General features: G+C 71.0%; 3 protein-coding genes. 2 read left to right on the forward strand and 1 reads right to left on the reverse strand.

Features of this window, described 5'->3' with window-relative positions:
• Window positions 1–64: 64 nt before the first annotated feature.
• Window positions 65–20,287: a non-ribosomal peptide synthase/polyketide synthase gene (locus tag D7W81_RS00135; RefSeq protein ID WP_120553266.1), complete on the forward strand. Its 20,223-nt coding sequence runs from the start codon at window positions 65–67 to the stop codon at window positions 20,285–20,287.
• A 1-nt stretch (window position 20,288) separates the two neighbouring features.
• Here the strand turns inward: D7W81_RS00135 and D7W81_RS00140 are convergent, their stop codons facing one another.
• Complete coding sequence (locus D7W81_RS00140) at window positions 20,289–21,281, reverse strand: alpha/beta fold hydrolase (protein ID WP_120553267.1); 993 nt, start codon at window positions 21,279–21,281, stop codon at window positions 20,289–20,291.
• Window positions 21,282–21,418: 137 nt separating this feature from the next.
• Between D7W81_RS00140 and D7W81_RS00145 the strand changes: the two genes are divergently transcribed.
• Complete coding sequence (locus D7W81_RS00145; protein WP_244226885.1) at window positions 21,419–22,324, forward strand: hypothetical protein; 906 nt, start codon at window positions 21,419–21,421, stop codon at window positions 22,322–22,324.
• The last annotated feature ends 75 nt before the right edge of the window (window positions 22,325–22,399 follow it).

Here is a 22,399-nt window from a genome sequence, read left to right on the forward strand (position 1 = left end):
CCTGGGACTGCTGTTACGGTCGCGCACCCGATTTGCCACGGGTCCCCAAGGAGTATGCGCGGACATGGCCCCTTCCGATTCGAAGCGTGCGCGACTGGCTGAACTGTTGCGAGGAAAGGTCCGGCCCTCTCCGCGCACGCCCGCATCTTCCGGCCAGGAGCGCATGTGGTTCCAGGAGCGGCTGGCCCCCGGCGGCACCACCCTCCACATGGCCGTCGCCGTCCGCCTCTCCGGAGTGCTCGACGAAGCAGCCCTGCGCCGCGCCTTCGATGAAGTGGTGCGCCGTCATGATTCCCTGCGCACCACCTTCATCGAACAGGACGGGCGCCCCTTCCTGAGGGTGGCCCCCGAGCTTGAGCTCTCCGTGCCAGGGGTGGACCTGAGCGGCCATTCCGAACAGGAGGCCTGGCGCCTTCTGCATGAAGCCTCCCGCATCCCGTTCCACCTGGAGCAAGGCCCCCTGCTGCGCGCGGTGCTCTATCGCCTCTCCAAGACCGAGCACCTGCTGCTGCTGACCGTCCACCACATCGTGTCGGACGGTTGGTCCATGGGAGTGCTGGTGCGCGAGATGGCGGAGTTGTACCGGGCCTTCGCGTCCGGCGAGCCTTCGCCCCTGCCTCCCCTGCCCTTGCAGTACGCGGACTACGCCGCCTGGCAACGTCAGGCGTTGCAGGGCGAGGCCCTGGAAGCGCAGCTCCATTACTGGCGCCAGCGTCTGGATCCTCTCGCCGTGCTGGAGCTGCCCACGGACAGGCCGCGTCCCGCAGAGCTCGACTCTCGCGGGGCTCGCACCTCACTGCTGCTGCCGCTTGCCGTCACCCAGCAGCTCAAGCAGGTGGCCCTGCATGAGGGCCGGACGCTCTTCTCCGTCCTGCTGGCCGCCTTCAACGTCCTGCTTCAGCGCTACTCAGGACAGGAGGACCTCACCGTCGGCACGCCCGTCGCCGGCCGCTCCCGCTCCGAGCTCGAAGGCCTCATCGGCCTCTTCGTCAACACGCTCGCCCTCCGCACCGACCTCTCCGGCGACCCTTCTTTCCGGCAACTGCTGGGCCGCGTGCATGACGCCGCCCTGGGCGCCTTCGCCCACCAGGACGTCCCCTTCGAGAAGCTGGTGGAGGTCCTCCAGCCCTCGCGCCGGATGAATGGCTCGCCGCTGTTCCAGGTGATGTTCGTCCTGCAAAACGCGCCGATGTCCGCCGTGTCCCTTCCCGGGCTGCACATGGACTCGCAGCCGGTGGACGGCGGCGCTGCCCGCTTCGACCTGACGCTGATTGCCGCCGAGGATCCGCACGGCCTGCGCCTCACCGCTGAGTACCGCACGGCGCTCTTCGACGAAGCCACTGTCGCGCGCATGCTGGGACACCTGCGTTCACTGATCCAGGCGGTCGCCCTGGACGCCGGGCAGCGGGTGTCCGCGCTGCCAATGATGAACGAGGCCGAGCAGCGCCGGTTGCTCATCGACTGGAACGCGACGGCTGCCGACTTCCCGCGCGATGCCACCCTGCACGGGCTCATCGAAGCCCAGGTGGAGCGCACGCCGGAGGCCGTGGCGCTCGCGTTCGAGGGCCGCACGCTCACCTACCGGGAGCTGGACGCACGGGCCAATCAGCTCGCGCATGCCCTCATCGCATTGGGCGTGGGGCCGGAGGTTCGCGTTGGCCTGCTGCTGGAGCGATCGTTGGAGCTCGTCGTCGCCCTGCTGGCCACGCTCAAGGCCGGCGGCGCCTACGTTCCCTTCGACCCGGCCTACCCCGCCCAGCGCCTCGCCTGGATGCTGGAGGATGCGCGCCCCGCCATCCTGCTGGCCCAGGAGCACCTGCTGTCGCGCCTGCCCGCTCATGAAGCCCGCGTGCTGTGCCTGGACACGCAGTGGGAAGACGTCGCGCTCAATCCCCGGCACACGCCGCTTCCGCGCGCCACCGCGGATGGCCTGGCCTACGTCATCTTCACCTCCGGCAGCACTGGCCGTCCCAAGGGCGCCATGAATGCCCATGGCCCGGTGGTGAATCGCCTGCTGTGGATGCAGTCCGCCTACGGCCTGGGCCCCTCCGACGTCGTCCTGCAGAAGACGCCCTTCAGCTTCGACGTCTCCGTCTGGGAATTCTTCTGGCCCCTCATGACAGGCGCACGGCTCGTCCTCGCGAAGCCCGGCGGACACCAGGACCCGGCCTACCTCGCGCGCCTCATCTCCGAAGCAGCCGTCACCACGCTGCACTTCGTGCCCTCCATGCTCCAAGTCTTCCTGGAGGAGCCGGGGCTGGAGTCCTGCACGTCCCTGCGCCGCGTGGTGTGCAGTGGTGAAGCCCTGCCGCTGGAGCTCGCGGAGCGCTGCCTGCGGCGGCTGCCGTGGGCCGGACTGCACAACCTCTACGGCCCTACAGAAGCCGCAGTCGACGTCACCTTCCACCAGTGCTTGCCGGGCGAGTCGCGCCGCTCCGTGCCCATTGGCCGGCCCGTGGCCAATACCCAGCTCCGCATCCTCGATGCGCACCTTCAGCCCGTTCCCGTGGGCGTGCCGGGCGAGCTCTTCATTGGCGGTGTGCAGGTGGGGCGCGGCTACCTGGGCCGTCCGGAGCTGACGGCGGAGCGCTTCATCCCGGATGGCTTCAGCACTACGCCGGGCACGCGCCTGTACCGCACCGGTGACGTGGCCCGCTGGCTGCCCGACGGCGCCATCGAGTACGTGGGCCGTGCGGACTTCCAGGTGAAGGTGCGCGGCCTGCGCATCGAATTGGGGGAGATTGAAGCCGCGCTGGAGCAGCACCCGGGCGTGCGGCAAGCGGTGGTGGTGGCTCGCGAGGACGTGGCTGGCGACAAGCGACTCGTCGCCTACGTGGCACGCCGGAGCGACGCAGGGGTGGATACCTCCGCGCTGCGCTCGCGTCTGCACGAGAAGCTGCCCGAGTACATGGTGCCCTCCGCCTTCGTCCTCCTGGAAGCCCTGCCGCTGACGCCCAGTGGCAAGGTGGACCGCAAGGCCCTGCCAGCGCCTGAAGCCACGGCCTCCGCCTCTGAATACATCGCTCCGCGCACGGCCACCGAGGCGAAGCTCGCGGGCCTCTGGGCCGACGTGCTCCGCGTGCCCCGTGTCGGCGCGCGCGATCACTTCTTCGAACTGGGCGGGCACTCGCTCCTGGCCACCCAGCTCGTCTCGCGCGTGCGTGCGGCCTTCGGGGTGGAGCTGGCCCTGCGCACCGTCTTCGAGGCCCCCACGCTGGAGGCGCTGGCCCGGCGCCTCGACGCGTCGGGCGAACAGGTGCTGGCGTCTCGTGTCCCGGCGCTCGTGCCGGTGCCTCGCACGGGTGCGTTGCCGCTGTCCTTCGCGCAGCAGCGGCTGTGGCTCATCGAGCAGATCGATCCCGGCAGCCCGGTCTACAACATGCCCATCGCCCTGCGCCTGTCCGGGGCGCTGGACCTCGACGCCCTTCGCCGGGGGCTCGAAGCGCTGGTGCATCGGCATGAGGCCTTGCGCACCACATTCCGCGAGGACCCCTCGGGCCCCGTCCAGATCATCTCTGCGCCCTCCGTGTTTCCATGGGAGGTCATCGACCTGCGCGGGCAGCACCAGGACGAAGCGCGCCGCCGCGCGGAAGCAGAGGCCGTGCGCCCCTTCGCGCTCACCACTGGCCCCTTGCTGCGCGCGTCGCTGCTCATCCTGGAAGAGCGTGAGCACCTGCTGCTGCTGACCGTGCACCACATCGTGTCGGACGGCTGGTCCCTGGGTGTGATGGTCCGAGAGATGGCGGAGCTGTACCGGGCCTTCACGTCCGGCGAGCCTTCGCCCCTGGAGCCTCTGCCGTTTCAGTACGTGGACCATGCCGCCTGGCAACGTCAGGCGTTGCAGGGCGAGGCCCTGGAAGCGCAGCTCCAGTACTGGCGCCAGCATCTGGATCCTCACGCCGTGCTGGAGCTGCCCACGGACAGGCCGCGTCCCGCACAGCTCGACTCACGCGGGGCTCGCGCTTCGCTGCTGCTGCCGCTTGCCGTCACCCAGCGGCTCAAGCAGGTGGCCCTGCATGAGGGCCGGACGCTCTTCTCCGTCCTGCTGGCCGCCTTCAACGTCCTGCTTCAGCGCTACTCAGGACAGGAGGACATCACCGTCGGCACGCCCGTCGCCGGCCGCTCCCGCTCCGAGCTCGAAGGCCTCATCGGCCTCTTCGTCAACACGCTCGCCCTCCGCACCGACCTCTCCGGCGACCCGTCCTTCCGGCAACTGCTGGGCCGCGTGCACGACGCCGCCCTTGGCGCCTTCGCCCACCAGGATGTCCCCTTCGAGAAGCTGGTGGAGGTCCTCCAGCCCCAGCGCAGCCTCAGTCACTCGCCGCTGTTCCAGGTGATGTTCGCCTTGCAGAACACGCCCATGTCCGCCGTGTCCCTTCCCGGGTTGCGCATGGAGCCGTTGCCAGTGGATGGCGGCACTGCCCGCTTCGACCTGACGCTGATTGCTTCCGAGGAATCGCACGGCCTGCGCCTCACCGCCGAGTACCGCACGGCCCTCTTCGATGAGGCCACTGTCGCGCGCCTGCTGGGACACCTGCGCACGCTGCTCCAGGGCGTCGCCCGGGACGTCAACTCTCGCCTGTCCGAGCTGCCGCTCCTGGACGCCGCCGAGCGCCGGCAGGTGCTCTTTGATTGGAACGACACCCACGCCGAATTCCCGTGCGATGCCTTGCTGCCAGAGCTGTTCGAAGCCCAGGTGCGGCGCACGCCGGAGGCGGTGGCGCTCGCGTTCGAAGGCCATACGCTCACCTACCGGGAGCTGGACACACGCGCCAACCAGCTCGCGCACGCCCTCATCACATGGGGTGTCGGGCCGGAGGTTCGCGTAGGCATCCTGCTGGAGCGCTCGCTGGAGCTTGTCGTGGCGCTGCTGGCCACGTTGAAGACCGGCGGTGCCTACGTCCCGCTGGACCCCGCCTACCCGGCGCAGCGCCTCACCTGGATGCTGGAGGACGCACGCCCCGCGGTGCTGCTCGCGCAGGAACGGTGGCTGTCACGCGTGCCGGTCCACGAGGCCCGGGTGCTGTGCCTGGACACGCAATGGGACGACGTCGCGCTCCAGCCCCTGCACCCGCCGTCAGCGCGCATTCCTCCCGACGCCATCGCCTACATCATCTTCACCTCGGGCAGCACGGGGCGGCCCAAGGGCGTCATGGTTCCCCACCGCACCGTGGCCCACCTCATGGGCGCCACGGACCGGATGCTGGGCACCGTGCCCGGCACCTGGCTCGCGGCCTCCAGCGTCTCCTTCGACATCCACGCCCAGGAGCTTCTCTGGACCCTGACGCTCGGCTTCGAGGTCGTCCTCTTCGATGCGAAGGGGTCGCTTCCCGACGTGCTGCGCCGCCATGCCATCACCCATCTGCAGGCCGCGCCGTCCTTCCTGCGCAGCGCGGTGTTGACGCCGGAGGCTCTCGCCCTGCTCGGGAGCCTGCGCCATCTCGGGGCGGGCGGTGAGGCCTTGCCCGGCCCGCTGGCACACCAGCTCCTCGCCGGGCTGCCTGACGTCACGCTGCTCAATCTCTACGGGCCCACGGAGACCACGGTCTACTCGTCGTCCTACCGCGTGCCTTCCGGCGCGCTCCCCGCCGTCGTCCCCATCGGCGCGCCCATCGCGAACACCCGGCTCTACGTGCTGGACGCGCGGGGGCAGCCGGTGCCCGCGGGCGTGTCTGGCGAGCTGTTCATCGCGGGCGAAGGCGTGGTGCGTGGATACCTCCAGCGTCCGGAGCTGACCGCGGAGCGTTTCGTCCCCGATGCCTTCTCCGGCGTGCCGGGTGCCCGCATGTACCGCACGGGGGACCTGACCCGCTGGCGGCAGGACGGCACGCTCGACTTCCTGGGCCGCACCGACTTCCAGGTGAAGGTGCGCGGCTTCCGCATCGAACTGGGAGAGGTGGAGGCCGTCCTTTCACGCCATCCGGACGTGAAGCAGACGGTGGCGGGAGCGCACCGCGACGCTTCGGGTGAGCACCGGCTGGTGGCGTGGGTGCAGCCCCGGCCCGGGTGCGCGGTCGACACGGGGGCGCTGCGTGAACACGCACGCGCGCACCTGCCCGAGCACATGGTGCCCTCCCTCTGGATGCCTGTGGACGCCTTCGCCCTCACTCCGAATGGCAAGGTCGACCGCAAGGCCCTGCCTGTACCGAGGGCCTCCGCTGCGTCCTCCGGATACGTCGCACCGAGCACCCCGACCGAGCAGAAGCTCGCTGCACTCTGGACCGAAGTCCTCGGCGTTCCCCGCGTCGGCGCACGGGATGACTTCTTCGAACTGGGTGGACATTCCCTGCTGGCCACGCAGCTCGCCTCCCGCGTGCGCCGGACGCTCCGGGTCGAGCTGTCGCTGCGCACCCTCTTCGAAGCGCCCACGCTGGAGGCACTCGCCCGGCGCATCGACGACACCGTACGGCAGGACAGCAGCCCGCTACCACCGCTCGTGCCAGTGCCCCGCGTGGGTGCGTTGCCGCTGTCGTTCGCGCAGCAGCGGCTGTGGCTCATGGATCAGCTCGAGCCCGGCAGCCCCGCCTACAACATCCCCTCCGCCCTGCGGATCCAAGGGGCCCTGGAGGTCCAGGCGCTGGAGCAGTCCTTCCGCGACCTCATTGCTCGCCACGAATCGCTGCGCACCACCTTCGAGGTGCGCGACGGGGAGCCCGTCCAGGTCATCCACCCCGCCGCCGGGTTCCACCTGGCCGTGGTGGAGCTGACCCACCTGTCCGAACGCGATGACGAAGCCCGGCGTCTGGCTTCAGCGGAAGCCCTGCGTCCCTTCGACCTCGCACGCGGACCGCTGCTGCGCGCGTCGCTGCTGAAGCTGGCAGCGGACGAACACCTGCTGCTCGTGACGATGCACCACATCGTCTCCGACGGCTGGTCCATGGGCGTCCTCGTCCGGGAGCTCGTTTCCCTCTACGAGTCGCGCTCCTCCGGCCGCACGCCGCGAGTCCAGGCCCTCCCCATCCAGTACGCGGACCATGCCGTCTGGCAGCGTGGGTGGCTGCGGGACGACGTGCTCGAAGCGCAGCTGGGCTACTGGAAGCAGCAGCTCTCCGGCGCACCGGCCCTGCTGGAGCTGCCCACCGACAGGCCCCGTCCCGCCGTGCGGACACAGCGGGGCGCATCCCTTCCCATCCACCTTCCGCTGGCGCTCTCCGGGGCGCTGACGGCCTTCTGCCAGCGTGAGGGCGTCACCCCCTTCATGGCCCTGCTGGCCGCCTTCCAGGTGCTGCTGTCGCGCCACTCCGGTCAGGATGACATCGTCGTCGGCTCGCCCATCGCGGGCCGCACCCAGGCGGAGACCGAAGGCCTCATCGGCTTCTTCGTCAACACCCTGGTGCTGCGTGCCCGGGTGAAGCCCCAGGTGGCGTTCCGCCAACTGCTCGCGCAGGTGCGAGACACGACCCTCGCGGCCCATGAGCACCAGCACCTGCCGTTCGAGAAACTCGTTGAAGCGGTGCAGCCCACGCGCGACCTGAGCCGGAGCGCGCTCTTCCAGGCGATGTTCTCGTTGCAGAACGCGCCCGCCGAAGCGCTGCGCATCCCCGGCCTGTCCTTCCAGGCCGTGGAAGTGAACACCGGTACCGCCAAGTTCGACCTCACCCTGTCATTGCAGGACTCCCCACGGGGCTTCACCGGCACGCTGACGTACGCCACGGACCTCTTCGACGCGTCGACCGTCCAGCGCATGGCGGGCCACCTGGGCGTGCTGCTGGAAGCCATCGTGGCGGCGCCGGAGACGGCACTCGCGGACCTGCCACTGCTCACCGAAGCGGAGCGCCAGCAGCTCCTGACCGATTGGAATGGCCCCCGCGTCGGGTTCCCGCGCGACACCTGCATCCACGAAGTCTTCGCCGCCCAGGCCCTTCGCACGCCTGACGCCCTGGCCGTCATCTGCCGTGCTCAGCAGCTCACCTTCCGTGAACTGGACGCGCGCGCCAATCAACTGGCCCACCGGCTCGTGACGCTGGGTGTCGGTCCCGACGTGCGCGTGGTGCTCTGCGTGGAGCGCTCCGTGGAAGCCCTCGTCGGCATCATCGGCACGCTCAAGGCCGGCGGCGCCTACGTGCCCATCGACCCCAGCTACCCGCGTGAGTGGATCGCCCATGTCCTCCAGGACACGGGGGCTCCGGTGGTGCTCACCCAGCAGCGGCTGCGTGACTCGCTCCCTCCCCACACCGCGCATGCGGTCTGCCTGGACTCCGACGTGGCGGACCTGGCCCGCGAGTCCCGGGAGGCTCCTGCCACCGGCGTGTCCCCGGAGCACCTGGCCTACGTCATCTACACCTCTGGCAGCACCGGCCGGCCCAAGGGCGTGATGATCCAGCACCGCTCCGTGCTGAACCTGCGCCTCGCGCTGGCGAGCACCGTCCACGCCGGCGCGCGAACGGCGGAGCGGGTGAGTGTCAACGCGCCGCTCTCCTTCGACGCCTCCGTCAAGCAGCTGATCCAGGTGCTGGACGGTCACACCCTCTGCATCGTCCCGGATGAGGCACGGGCCGACGTGGGCGAGCTGCTCAAACGCATCGCCCGGGACTCCCTGGACGTCCTCGACTGCTCACCGGCACACCTGCGCCTGCTCGTGGAGGAGGGACTGCTCACGCGCGAATCCGTCCCCCGCCGCGTCCTCGTGGGCGGAGAGGCCGTGGACCCGGCCACCTGGAGCCAGCTCGCCGCGAATGCGCGCCTGCGCGTCTTCAACGTCTACGGCCCCACCGAGTGCACGGTGGACGCCACCGCGTGCGCGTTCGACGCCTCGCCCACGCCGACGCTCGGAAGGCCCCTGCCCAACGTCCGCGTCTACGTGCTGGATGGGACCCTCCACCCGGTGCCCGTGGGCGTCTCGGGTGAGCTCTTCATCGGCGGAGAAGGCGTGGCGCGCGGCTACCTGGGCCGCCCCGCGCTGACCGCCGAGCGCTTCATCCCCGACGCCTTCTCCGGCAACCCGGGCGCGCGTCTGTACCGCACGGGTGACGTCGCGCGGTGGCGCGCGGACGGCACGCTCGACTACGTGGGACGCGCCGACTTCCAGGTGAAGGTGCGCGGCTTCCGCATCGAGCTGGGCGAAATCGAAGCCACGCTGCTCCAGCATCCAAGGGTGCACGAGGCCGTGGTGCTGGCGCGTGAGGACGCCCCCGGTGACAGGCGCCTGGTCGCCTACGTCACCGCGACGGAAGGCCACCTCCTGGAGGCGGACACCCTCAAGGCCCACTTGAAGCAGCACCTGCCCGAGTACATGGTGCCCGCGGCCTTCGTCCTGCTGGACGCCCTGCCGCTCAACACCAACGGCAAGCTGGACCGCAAGGCCCTGCCCGCGCCCGAAGCCGCGTCTTCTTCCGGGTACGCCGCCCCCAGCACGCCCACCGAGGAGCTGCTCGCGGGCCTCTGGGCGGACGTGCTGCGCGTGAAGCACGTGGGGCGGGAGGATCACTTCTTCGAGCTGGGCGGCCACTCGCTGCTCGCGACCCAGCTCGTCTCCCGCCTGCGCGCGGCCTTCAGGGTGGAGCTGCCGCTCCGGGCGCTGTTCGAGGCACCGACCCTGGCGGCCCTGGCCGTTCGCATCGACGCGGCCCTCCAGTCCGGGCAGCTCGCGGCGGCCCCTCCCATCCAGCGCGTGCCTCGCGCCCAGGCACTGCCCGCCTCGTACTCGCAACAGCGGGTGTGGTTGCTCGAACAGCTCGCGCCCGGCAGCACGGCGTTCAACGTGCCGCTCGCGCTGCGATTGTCCGGCGCGTTGGACGTCGAAGCCCTGCGCCAGGCGCTCGAAGCACTGGTGCACCGGCACGAAGCCCTGCGCACCACCTTCCGCGCCGCGGCCGAGGGCCCCGTCCAGCTCATCGCCCCCCCGTCTCCGCTGGCCCTTCAGCGCGGCGACCTGCGCTCGCTGCCCGAGGACGCACGCGAGCCAGAAGCACGGCGGCTGTCCGAAGCCGAGGCTTTGCGCCCCTTCGACCTGGCCACGGGACCGCTGCTGCGCGCATCCCTGCTGACCCTGGACGCGGAGGAGCACGTCCTGCTCCTCACCCTGCATCACATCATCTCCGACGGCTGGTCCAGGACCGTGCTGGTGCGCGAGGTGGCGGAGCTCTACCGGGCCTTCGCCTCCGGAACGCCCGCCGCCCTGTCTCCGCTGCCCCTGCAGTTCGCCGACTACGCCGCGTGGCAGCACCAGTGGCTGCGAGGCGACGTGCTGGAGGAGGAGCTCGCGTGGTGGCGGCGGCAGCTCGACGGGGCTCCGCGAGCGCTGGAGCTGCCCACCGACAGACCCCGCGCGCACCACACCCAAGCGCGCGCGGGCCTGCTGCCCGTGGTGCTGCCGCGCGAGCTGTCCGAAGCGGTGGAAGCGCTCTGCGTCCGCGAGGGCCTCACGCCCTTCATGTTCCTGCTCGCGGCCTTCCAGCTGCTGCTGTCGCGCTACTCCGGACAGGACGACATCTGCGTGGGCTCGCCCGTGGCCGGCCGCAACCGCGCGGAGCTGGAGGGGCTCATCGGCTTCTTCCTCAACACCCTGGTCCTGCGCACCCGCCTGGACGGCGACCCCACCGTGCGAGAGCTGCTGATGCGCGTGCGCACCACCGCGCTGGGTGCGTTCGCGCACCAGCACGTGCCCTTCGAACAGCTCCAGCCGATGCGCGACCTGCGCCAGGCCCCCTTGTTCCAGGTGATGTTCATCCTCCAGAACACGCCCCCGGCGGAGCTCTCCGTGCCAGGGCTGACGTTCCGCCACCTTCCGCAGGCGAGCCCCGCCGCGAAGTTCGACCTGACGCTGTCGCTGAGCCGGACCGAGCACGGCTTCACGGGCGTGCTGGAGTACGACGCAAGCCTCTTCAACGCCTCCACCGCCGAGCGGATGGTTCGGCACCTGCGGGGGCTGGTGGAGTCCCTGGTGGCCGCGCCCGAGCGCCCCGTGTCCTCGCTGTCGCTGCTGACCGTGGATGAACGCCGCCAGGTGTTGGGGGACTGGAACGCCACGCGCGCGGACTTCCCGGACGCCTGCGTGCACTCGCTCTTCGAGGCGCGGGCCCGGAGCACGCCGCACGCGCTGGCCGCGACGTTCGAGGGCACGCGCCTGACGTACGCGGCGCTGGACGCACGGGCCAACCAGCTCGCCCGCGAGCTGCGCCGCCGGGGTGTCGGGCCCGAGGTGCGCGTGGCCCTGAGCGTGGAGCGCTCACTGGACGTCGTCATCGGCATGCTGGGAATCCTCAAGGCCGGGGGGGCCTGGGTGCCGGTGGATCCGCTGCTGCCGCGCGAACGGCTGGCGTTCCTGCTGGAGGACAGCGGCGCGAAGCTGCTGGTGACACAGGCCGCGCTGCGCGACCGCTTCCCCAAGGCACACCGCGACCAAGCCCTCTGTCTGGACTTGGAGCGCGAGGCGCTCGAGCAGGAACTCCCGGAGGCGCCGGAGACGGCGGTGACGCCGCGTCACCTGGCCTACCTGCTCTACACCTCCGGCAGCACCGGCACGCCCAAGGGCACGGCGGTGGAGCACCGGAGCGTGGCCAACCTGGTGACGCACGAAGCGGTGGCCTACGGCATCGGGCCCGGCAGCCGCGTGTTGCAGTTCGCCAACCTGAGCTTCGACCTGTCGGTAGAGGAGATCCTCACCACGCTGTGCGCCGGGGCCACGCTGGTGCTGGCGCCGTTGGACAAGCTGATGCCGGGTGAGCCGCTGCGGACGCTGCTGCGCGAGGAGGCGCTCACCGTCATCAGCCTCACGCCCGCGGCCCTGGCGGCCACGCCCGCGGACGGATTGCCCGAGCTGCGCACGGTCATCTCCGGAGGCGAGGCCCTGCCACGCGAGGTCGTGGCGAGCTGGGCGCCCGGCCGGCGCTTCCTCAACACCTATGGCCCGACGGAGGCCACGGTGGTGGCCACGCTCACCGAATGCGTGGCGGACGAGCGCGTGCCTGGCATCGGCCGGCCGCTCGCGAACGTGCGCGCCTACGTGCTGGACGGCCGTGACGAACCGGTACCGGTGGGCGTGCAGGGCGAGCTGTATGTGGGCGGCGCGGGCGTGGCGCGAGGCTACGCAGGCCGCCCGGCGCTGACCGCCGAGCGCTTCGTGCCAGACCCATTCAGCGGCGAGGCCGGAGCCCGGCTGTACCGCACGGGCGACGTGGTGCGCTGGCGCGAGGACGGCACGCTGGAGTTCGTGGGCCGCGCGGACGCACAGGTGAAACTGCGCGGTTTCCGCATCGAGCTGGGTGAAGTCGAGCACGCGCTGCGCGGGCACCCATCGCTGAAGGATGCCGTGGTGCTGGCCCGGGAGGATGTCCCCGGCGACAAGCGCCTCGTCGCGTACGTGGTGGGGAGCACCGGGGCCACCGGTCTGGACCTGGAGTCCCTGCGTGCCCACGTCCAGCAGCACCTGCCCGGGTACATGGTGCCCGCGGCCTTCGTGCCGTTGGACGTCCTGCCGCTGACCCCCAATGGCAAGGTGGACCGCAAGGCCCTGCCCGCGCCGGACCTCTCCCGCGACGCGAGCGGATACATCGCGCCCCGCACGCCCACCGAGGAGCGCCTCGCCGCGCTGTTTCAGCGGCTGCTCAATTCCCGGCGCGTGGGTGCAAGCGACGACTTCTTCGACCTGGGCGGGCATTCCCTGCTGGCCACCCAGGCCATCAGCCGCATCCGCGAAGCCTTCGGAGTGGAGCTGCCGCTGCGCGCCCTCTTCGATGCCCCGGCCGTCGAGGCTCTTTCCGCGCGCATCGACGCGGCCCTTGAAGGCAGGGGCGCGCCGGCCTCCTCGCGGCGGAGTGAAGGCCCCGCGCTTTCACTGCCCATGCTCCCGCTGGAGGAGGTCGCGGCGCTGCCCCATCCGGTGGAACCGCGCGATGACTCCGCCGGGACGCACCCGCTCACCGATGCCGAGCGGCAGCAGGTGCTCTTCGATTGGAACGCGACGGCGACGGACTTCCCTCGCGATGCCACGCTGCACGGCCTCATCGCGGCGCAGGTGGAGCGTACGCCGGAGGCCGTGGCGGTCGCCTTCGAGGGCACCACGATCACCTACCGGGAGCTGGACGCGCGGGCCCATCGGCTCGCCTGCCACCTGCGCTCGCTGGGCGTGGGGCCGGAGGTGCGCGTCGGCGTGATGCTGGAGCGGTCCCTGGAGCTGCCCGTGGGCCTGCTCGCGATCCTCAAGGCGGGCGGAGCCTACGTGCCGCTGGCACCCGATTATCCCCCTGCACGACTGGCCTTCATGTGGGAGGACGCCGCGCCACACGTCCTGCTCACCCAGCGGCACCTGATGGACCGGCTCCCCGTGAGGGATGCGCGCGTGGTGTGCGTGGACTCCGAAGCGGCCCTCCTGGCGAACGTGCTGGACAGCGGCGTTGACGCCGGGAACGCGGCCTATGTCCTCTACACGTCCGGCTCCACGGGACAGCCCAAGGGCGTGGTCATCCCCCATCGCGCGCTCGTCAATCACATGGCGTGGCTGATCACCGCCTTCGGATTGGGGCCCGACGACCGGGTGCTCCAGAAGACACCCCTGAGCTTCGATGCCTCGGTGTGGGAATGCTGGGCGTCCCTCATGTCGGGAGGCCGGCTGATCATCGCGCCTCCAGAAGCGCACCGCGATGGCGCCCTGCTGCTGGACACCGTGGTGCGGAGCCAGGTCACGGTGCTCCAGCTCGTGCCGTCACTGCTGCGGGCTCTGCTGGACGAACCGGGCCTGTCGCGGGCCACCAGCCTGCGCTGGCTCTTCTGCGGCGGCGAGGCCCTTCCGGCGGAGCTGGAGCCACGGCTCCGCGCACGGCTGCCCCTCGTCACCCTGGTCAACCTCTACGGCCCCACCGAGGCCACCATCGACGCGACGTCGGCCCGCTGCCCCACCTCCAGCACGGGCAGGACGGTGCCGCTGGGACGGCCCATCGCCAACACCCGGGTCTACCTGTTGGATGACGGCTTCCATCCCGTGCCCATGGGCGTCGCCGGAGAGCTGTACCTGGCGGGAGAAGGCCTGGCGCGCGGCTACCATGCCCGGCCCACGCTGAGCGCGGAGCGCTTCCTGCCTGACCCGTTCAGCACCACTCCCGGCGCGCGGCTGTACCGCACGGGCGACGTGGCCCGCTACCTGCCGGACGGCAACCTGGAGTTCCTTGGCCGAAGCGACGCGCAGGTGAAGGTGCGCGGCCTGCGCATCGAATTGGGAGAGATTGAAGCCGCGCTGGAGCAGCAGCCCGCCGTGCGGCAGGGCGTGGTGGTGGCGCGCGAGGACGTGGCCGGAAACCCGCGCCTCGTCGCCTATGTCGTGCGCGACGGCGGCGCTGGCGCAGTGGACGTGGGTGCACTGCGCGCGGGTCTGCACGCAGTGCTGCCGGAGTACATGGTGCCCGCGGCCTTCGTCGTGCTGGACGCCCTGCCGCTGTCACCCAGTGGCAAGGTGGACCGCAAGGCCCTGCCCGCCCCGGGAGCCTCGCAGCCCCGCGTCCCTACCCGCCCGCCGGGCACCGGCACCGAGCGCGAGCTGGCGGCGCTCTGGGGCCGCGTGCTCCACGTCGCGGAGGTGGGCGGCGAGGACGACTTCTTCGAGCTGGGCGGCCACTCCCTGAGCGCCACCCAGGTGCTCTCGCGCGTCCGCCAGCACTTTGGTGTCGAGCTCTCCCTCCCTGACTTCTTCGCCTCCGCCACCGTTGACGCCGTGGCCCGCCGCATCGACGCGCTGACCCTGGACCGCCCGGCGGCGCGCGTACCACCGCTCCGTGCGCGCACCGGACAGGATCCCGCCCCGCTCTCCTTCGCTCAGCAACGCCTGTGGTTCCTCGCGAAGCTGGACCCCGACAGCACGAACTACAACCTCCCGGTCGCCGTGAGCCTGGACGGATTCCTCGACGTGCCGGCGCTCGCGCGCGGCCTGCGCGACCTGCACCAGCGCCATGAATCGCTGCGCACCACGTTCCAGGAGCGCGATCACCAACCGGTCCAGGTCATCACCGCGGAGTCCGCACTGCCTGCCGCCTGGACGGACGTCAGCGCCCTGCCCGAGGCCGAGCGCGAAGCCGCGCTCCAGCGCCTCATCGAGCACGAGTCCTGGCGGCCCTTCGACCTGGAGACCGGCCCGCTCTGGCGCGTGCTCCTCGTGCGCCTGTCCGGCCAGCGCCACGCGTTGCTGTTCACCCTGCACCACGTCATCTCGGATGGCTGGTCCATGGGGGTCCTCGTCCAGGAGCTGACAGCGCTGTACACGGCTCACGCCGAGGGACGGCCCGCGCTCCTGGAACCCCTCCCGGTCCAATACGCGGACTTCGCCCTCTGGCAGCGCGGCTGGCTGCGCGACGAACTGCTGGAGGCACAGCTCGGCTGGTGGCGGCAGCAGCTCCAGGATGCGCCCCAAGCGCTGGAGCTGCCCACGGACCGGCCCCGTCCGTCCGTGCGGATCTCCCAGGGCGGCGCGCATTCCTTCCAGTTCCCCCCCGAGCTGTCGGACGCGATGCACGCCCTCTGCCGGCGCGAGGGCGTCACCCCGTCCATGGTGGTGCTCGCGGCCTTCCTGCTGCTGCTGTCGCGCTACTCCGGACAGGACGACATCGTGCTCGGCTCGCCCATCGCGGGCCGCACGCATGCGGAGCTGGAGGGGCTCATCGGCTTCTTCGTGAACACGTTGGTCCTGCGCACGAAGCTGGACGGAGTGCCTGACTTCCGTGCGTTGCTCGCCCGGGTGCGGGACGTGACGCTGGGGGCCTACGCCCATCAGGACGTGCCCTTCGAAAAGCTGGTGGAGGCACTGCGGCCTGACCGCGCCCCCGGCCGCGCGCCCCTCTTCCAGGTGATGCTCGCGTATCAGAACGCGCCCATGCCGGAGGTCATGGGGCCGCGGCTGCGGATGGGCGCACTCAAGGTCGAGAACCGCGCCGCGAAGTTCGACCTGACGCTGTCCATCAGCGACCGAGGACAGGGGTTGAGGGGACAACTGGAGTACAGCACCGACCTGTTCGACGCCTCGACGGCGGCGCGGATGGTGGACCACCTGCGTGTGTTGCTGGAGGGGGCGCTCGCACAGCCCGACCAGCCGCTCCATGCGCTGCCCCTGCTGACTGCGCGTGAGCGGCACCTGCTGTTCCACCCGGAGCGCGAGCTGTCCGCCATCACTCCGGCGGACGCGTGCCTGCATCGCCTCATCGAAGCCCAGGCCCGGATCACACCGGACAGCGTGGCCGCGGAGCTGGAGGGACGGACGCTCACCTGGGCCGAGCTGCACCAGCGGGCCCGTGGGGTGTACCGGTCGTTGGTGGCGCAGGGGCGGGTGGAGCTTCCCGCGCCGCCTCCGCTCCTCCCCATGCCGCGCAAGGACGCCGTGCCGCTGTCGTTCGCTCAGCAGCGCTTGTGGTTCATGGATCAGCTCGAACCCGGCAGCGCCGCCTACAACATCTCATTCGCCCTGCGGATCCAGGGCGCCCTGGACGTCCCCGCGCTGGATCAGTCCTTCCGCGCCCTCATCGCCCGTCACGAGTCCCTGCGCACCACCTTCGCCCTGCGTGACGCGGAGCCCGTCCAGCACATCCACCCGGCCACCGGCTTCCACCTGGCCGTGGAGGAGCTGGCCCACCTCCCCGAGCGCGATGACGAAGCCCGGCGCCTGGCTTCAGCGGAAGCCCTGCGTCCCTTCGACCTCGCACGCGGGCCGCTGCTGCGCGCCTCCTTGCTGCGGCTCGACCCACGAGAGCACGTGCTGCTGCTGACGATGCATCACATCGTCTCCGACGGCTGGTCCATGGATGTGTTCGTGCGGGAGATGGCGGCGCTCTACGCAGCCTTCGCCCAGGGCCGGCCCTCGCCCTTGAGTGGCCTGCCCGTGCAGTACGCGGACTACGCCGTCTGGCAGCGCGGGTGGCTGCGGGACGAAGTGCTCGAAGCGCAACTGGGTTACTGGAAGCAGCAGCTCTCCGGCGCACCGGCCCTGCTGGAGCTGCCCACCGACAAGCCTCGTCCCGCGGTGCGGACACAGCGGGGCGCATCCCTTCCCATCCACCTCCCGCTGTCGCTGTCCGAATCGCTCACGGCCTTCTGCCAGCGCGAGGGCGTCACCCCCTTCATGGCCCTGCTGGCCGTCTTCCAGTTGCTGCTGTCGCGCTACTCCGGCCAGGACGACATCGTCGTCGGCTCGCCCATCGCGGGCCGCACCCAGGCGGAGACCGAGGGCCTCATCGGCTTCTTCGTCAACACCCTCGTCCTTCGCTCGCGGCTGGAGCCCGGCACGTCCTTCCGGCGGTTGCTCGCCCAGGTGCGCTCCACCACCCTGTCCGCCTTCGACCACCAGCACGTCCCCTTCGAGAAGCTCGTCGAGGAGTTGCAGCCCCAGCGCAGCCTCGGCCACTCGCCGCTCTTCCAGGCCATGCTGGTGCTCCAGAACGCGCCCGCGGCCACGCTCTCGCTCCCAGGTCTGGCATTGCTGCCCCTGGAGCGGGACGCCGAGACCGCCAAGACCGACCTCACCCTGTCCCTGACGCAAACGCCCGAGGGGCTCGTGGGCACGCTCGGCTACCGCGCGGACCTCTTCGCCCCATCCACCATCGCGCGCATGGCGGAGCACCTGCGCGTCCTGCTCACCGCGGCGCTCACTTCACCGGACTCGCGCTTGGGGGACCTCGACCTGCTCACCGGCGAGGAGCGCTCCGTCCTGCTCAAGGACTTCGTCACCTCCGGAGCGCCCGTCTCGCAGGCTCCCACGGTGCCGGCCCTCATCGCGCTTCAGGCGGCACTCCATCCGGAGCGTCCGGCGGTGGCGTGTGACGGCCAGGTGATCACCTACGGAGAGCTGGAGGCGCGGGCGCACCAACTCGCGTGGCACCTGCGCTCGCTCGGCGTCGGCACCGACTCCTGCGTGGCCCTCTGCCTGGATCGCTCCGTGGAGACCGTCGTCGCGCTGCTGGGTGTCTGGAAGGCCGGCGGGGCGTATGTGCCGCTGGATCCGGCCCAGCCCGCCCTGCGCTTACAGTCCCTGGTGCGGGAAATCGCCGCGCCCGTCGTCGTGACGGTGTCGCGCCACGCGGCTGCCTTCGCTGCGTCCTCCGCGCAGGTCATCCGCATGGACGCGGATGCAGGGACGCTGGCGCGGATGCGCACCGACGCACCTCCGGGCGACCCCCCTCCGGACTCGCTGGCCTACGTCCTCTTCACGTCCGGCTCCACTGGCAGGCCCAAGGGCGTGGCCGTCGCCCACGCGCAGCTCGCCACCTACGTCCACGCCGCCACCGAGCGTCTGGGATTGGAGTCCTGCGCCAGCTTCGCCCTCGTCTCCACCTTCGTCGCGGACCTGGGCAACACCGTCCTCTTCCCGGCCCTGTGCACTGGCGGGTTGCTGCATGTCCTCACCCAGGAGTGCGCCAGCAATCCCGTGGCGCTCGCGGATTACTTCCAGCGCCACCCGGTCGACTGCATGAAGGTCGTCCCCTCGCACCTCGCCGCGCTGCTCACCGCGCCGGTGCCCGCGCAGGTCCTGCCCCGCAAGCGGTTGGTGCTGGGGGGCGAGTCCACCCCCTGGGCCCTGCTGGAGACGGTGCACGCGCTGGCCCCCGGCTGCGAGGTGCACAACCACTACGGCCCCACCGAGACGACCGTCGGCGTGCTGGCGGGCCGCGTGGCGCTGCCGCCGTCCCAGCCACGGCCTTCCTCCGTCCCGCTGGGGCGTCCGCTGGCGCATTCACGCCTGTATGTCCTCGACGCGATGGGAGGACTGGCGCCGGTGAGCGTGCCCGGAGAACTCTTCGTCGGCGGAGCCCAGGTGACGCGCGGCTACCTGACGCGCCCGGACCTCACGGCCGAGCGCTACCTGCCAGATGCCTTCAGCGACATGCCGGGCGCGCGCATGTACCGCACCGGAGACCGCGTGCGCTGGCTCGCGGACGGCCGCATCGAGTTCCTCGGCCGCGCCGACTTCCAGGTGAAGGTGCGAGGCTTCCGCGTGGAGCCCGGAGAAGTCGCCTCCGCCCTGCGCGAGCATCCCTCCGTGCACGAAGCGCTCGTCCTCGCGCGACAGGACGTCCCGGGCGGCACGCGCCTCGTCGCCTACGTCGTCCCGCGGGACGCGGAGGTCCCGAAGCCCACCACCGAGAGCCTGCGCGCCCACCTCCTCCAGACGCTCCCCGAGTACATGGTGCCCGCGGCCTTCGTGCTGCTGGACGCGCTGCCGCTCACCCCCAACGGCAAGGTGGACCGCAAGGCCCTGCCACCGCCGGATGCCTCCGAGTCCCTCGCCCGCTTCGTCGCGCCGCGCAGTCCGCTGGAAGAGCTGCTGGCACGGACCTTCGCGGAGGTGCTCCACCTGGAGCGCGTCGGCGCCGAGGACGACTTCTTCGCGCTCGGTGGCCACTCCCTGCTCGCCGTACGCCTCATGGCACTCCTTCGCGAGCGCACGGGCCAGTCGCTCCCACTGTCCGCGCTCTTCCAGGGCGCCACCGTCGCGCGGCTCGCCGCCCGGCTGGAGCCCTCGTCAGGGCCGCAGGGCAACGCCCCCAACGTGGCAAGGCTCAACACGGGGGATCCTCGGCGCCGGCCGTTGTTCCTTGTCCACGGTGGTGGGGGTGGCGTGCTCAGCTTCTCCAGGCTCGTCCGGGAGCTGGGCAATGAGCGGCCCATCCACGGCCTCTTCGCCCCCGGCCTGGAGGGAGGCGTGCTGCCTCCTACGTCCATGGAGTCCCTGGCCCGTCTCTACGTGCAGCAGGTGCGCGAGGTGCAGCCCCACGGCCCCTACCGGCTGGCGGGGTGGTCCATGGGCGGACGCGTGGCGTACGAGATGGCGCGGCAGCTCCAGTCCCAGGGACAGCAGGTGGAGTGGCTGGCCCTGTTCGACAGCACCGCGCCGTCAGGACAGCGGGAACCCGAACCGCCGCCGCTGGCACGGCTGGCCGCCTTCGGCCGGATGGCCGGGTTCCCCCTCCAGGACGTCCCCGCGCAGGAGTTGGAGAAGCTGAGCGCGGTGCCGGACTCGGAGCTGGTGCCGGGGATGATGGAGGTGCTCCGTCAGCTCCCCGCCGCGGGAGGGCTCGAGCCCGGGCAGATGGAGCGCCTCTTCGCCGTCCACGAACGGCTGGGCGAGGCGAATCGCGGCTACGTGCCCGCCAGCCCCTACACGGGCCCCGCCGAGCTCTTCCAGGCCGCCGTGCACGCGGGCGACCCTTCACGGGCCGCGGAGGGTGGTTGGTCCACGTGGACGCCCGGCGGCCTGACGGTGAGCCAGGTGCCGGGCGATCACTTCTCCCTGCTCCAGGAGCCCCACGTCGCCACCCTGGCGGAGCGGATCACCCTGCGCCTGCGGGCCCTGGATGGGAGCGGAAACGGCCCTTGAGCTAGCGCGCGAGGAACGCGCGCATCGCGGAGATGACTTCCGCCTGCCGCGTGAGCCAGAGGTAGTGCCCCGCGCCTGGAAGCATCACGAGCTTCCAGTTCGGCAGGCTCTTGAGCAGGGCCTCCTGGGCGGCCTCGTGCTGGCGCAGCTCCGGAAGGAAGGCCTGGGCCCGCTCGCGCAGGTCAGCGGGGACGTTCTCCGCCTGGGACAGGTACGCCACCCACCCCGCGAAGGCCTGGTCGTCGGAGATGGCCAGCACCGGCGCCCGCAGCTTCGCGAAGTCCGGTTCGGCCGCGCCGCGCACGCTCTGCTCCGTCGCCTCGGGGAGGCGGCGGTAGCGCAGGTATGCGCCGGTGCCCGCGTCGAACTCATAGGCCTGATCAATCTCGTGCGGCGGGAACGGGCCGCCCAGGTCGCGCGCCAGCAGCGCTGTCACGGCCTCGCGTGACGGCTGCCCGTCGAGCACCGTGAACGGCAGCGGCGGCAGCGGACCGGGCTGCAGGAAATGGGCGATCTCCCCCCGGTTCTCCGTGGCGTCCAGGAAGATGAATGCCTCCACGCGCTCCGGGTGGTTCACGCCCATCCAATTCAATTCGTCCCCCGCCAGCGAGTGCCCCGCGAGCGTCACCTTCTGGAGCCCCAGCCCGTCCAGCGCGGCCAGCACGTCGTGCCCCAACGTCGCGCTGTCGTAACCCGTGGCGGGCCAGCTCGACGCACCGAAGCCGCGCCGGGTGAAGGCATACACGTGATGCGTGGCGGTGAACTCCGGCGCCAGCACGTCGTAGACGTGGCCCGTGCTCCCCAGGCCCGGCAGGAACACCAACGCCGGCCCCTTGCCGCCGTAGTCGAGCACCTCCAGCTCGACCTCCGGGGCCACCTTCACCCGCCGCACCTGGTGCAGCGGATCCACCGGGTCACCGGGCGGCGGAGACGGCGTGGTGGCACAGGCGGAGAGCAGCAGCACCCACGAGAGACGGAACCAGGACGTTCGCATGGCGGCAACCTTTGCATGGCTTGCCGCGACAACGGAACAGACTCAAGTCTGCAAATCATTGCCCAAATTAATTTCAGCGTAACTTTCCACCCTTCGCTGAATCCCCCTCTCGGAGACAGATGATGCGCTCGAACTGGATGACGTGGTCCCCTGCCCTGTTGCTGTCCGCGGGCCTGATGCTGGCCGCGTGCGGCGGCGCGGAGGTGGAGGCCCCCGGGCCGGACGTGTCTGCCATTGGCACGGTGGAGGGCGAGGCGAACTCGCCCATCTACGACCGGGCGCGCGCGTACGCCGCCGCCAACCCCAAGCGCGACGGCGGTTCGTGGAACCAGTGGTGTGGTTCGCTGATGGTCCGCTTCGGGCAGCTTCCGGACTCCGCGGTGCGTCCCACGGCCATCGAGGCGTACCGCGCGTCGCGCATCGTCTCCACGGATGCGTCCAAGGCGCTGACGGGGGCGTTCCACTGGTGGGACATCGGGTCGGCGGGCCACGTGGGCGCGGACCTGAACGGCGGCGGCGGCACGGTGTTCATGGCCACGTACAACCTCTCCCAGTCCTGGGGGGATGCGATTGGCGTCAACAGCGTCTCCGGGTACTCGGCGAAGACGGGCGCGCGCTACCTGGGTTGGTCCATGGACTACGCGGGCGGGAAGATTGCCGGCGGCGGGCAGTCACCGGGCGGCGGTTCCAGCAGCCTGCCGCAGACGACCACCGAGTTCGACGGCATCCCGGGTGAAATCTATTACAAGCGCATCCAGACGGTGGGCCGGCGCGACTACGGCTACACGGGCCCCATCGACGGGGTGACGGGGCCGAACACGGAGAAGATCCGCGTGCGCATCACCGCGCGCGAGCTGAACCGGCGCGGAGGCCCGCGCACCTCCTCCGAGGACGACGGCATCCCCGGCTCCATCTACTGGACCCGCGTGCAGACCGTGGGCCGCTCCTTCGGCTACACCGGCCCCATTGACGGCATCCCCGGCGCGAACACGTACAAGGCCGAGCACAAGATCTGCGCGTACGCCGTGAACCGCGCGTTCTGACCGGACCCGGTCCCTCCACGGCGCGGTGCGAGATCCGCGCCGTCGTCGTCGCCATCGACGGGGGCATCGGGGTAG

This window comes from Corallococcus aberystwythensis (assembly GCF_003612165.1).
Lineage (GTDB): Bacteria > Myxococcota > Myxococcia > Myxococcales > Myxococcaceae > Corallococcus > Corallococcus aberystwythensis.

What these genes read in the sequence shown, in the direction of transcription:
- D7W81_RS00135 (WP_120553266.1), top strand. Translation starts at nt 65, where the DNA reads ATGGCCCCTTCCGATTCGAAGCGTGCGCGACTGGCTGAACTGTTGCGA.
- D7W81_RS00140 (WP_120553267.1), bottom strand. Translation starts at nt 21,281, where the DNA reads ATGCGAACGTCCTGGTTCCGTCTCTCGTGGGTGCTGCTGCTCTCCGCC.
- D7W81_RS00145 (WP_244226885.1), top strand. Translation starts at nt 21,419, where the DNA reads ATGACGTGGTCCCCTGCCCTGTTGCTGTCCGCGGGCCTGATGCTGGCC.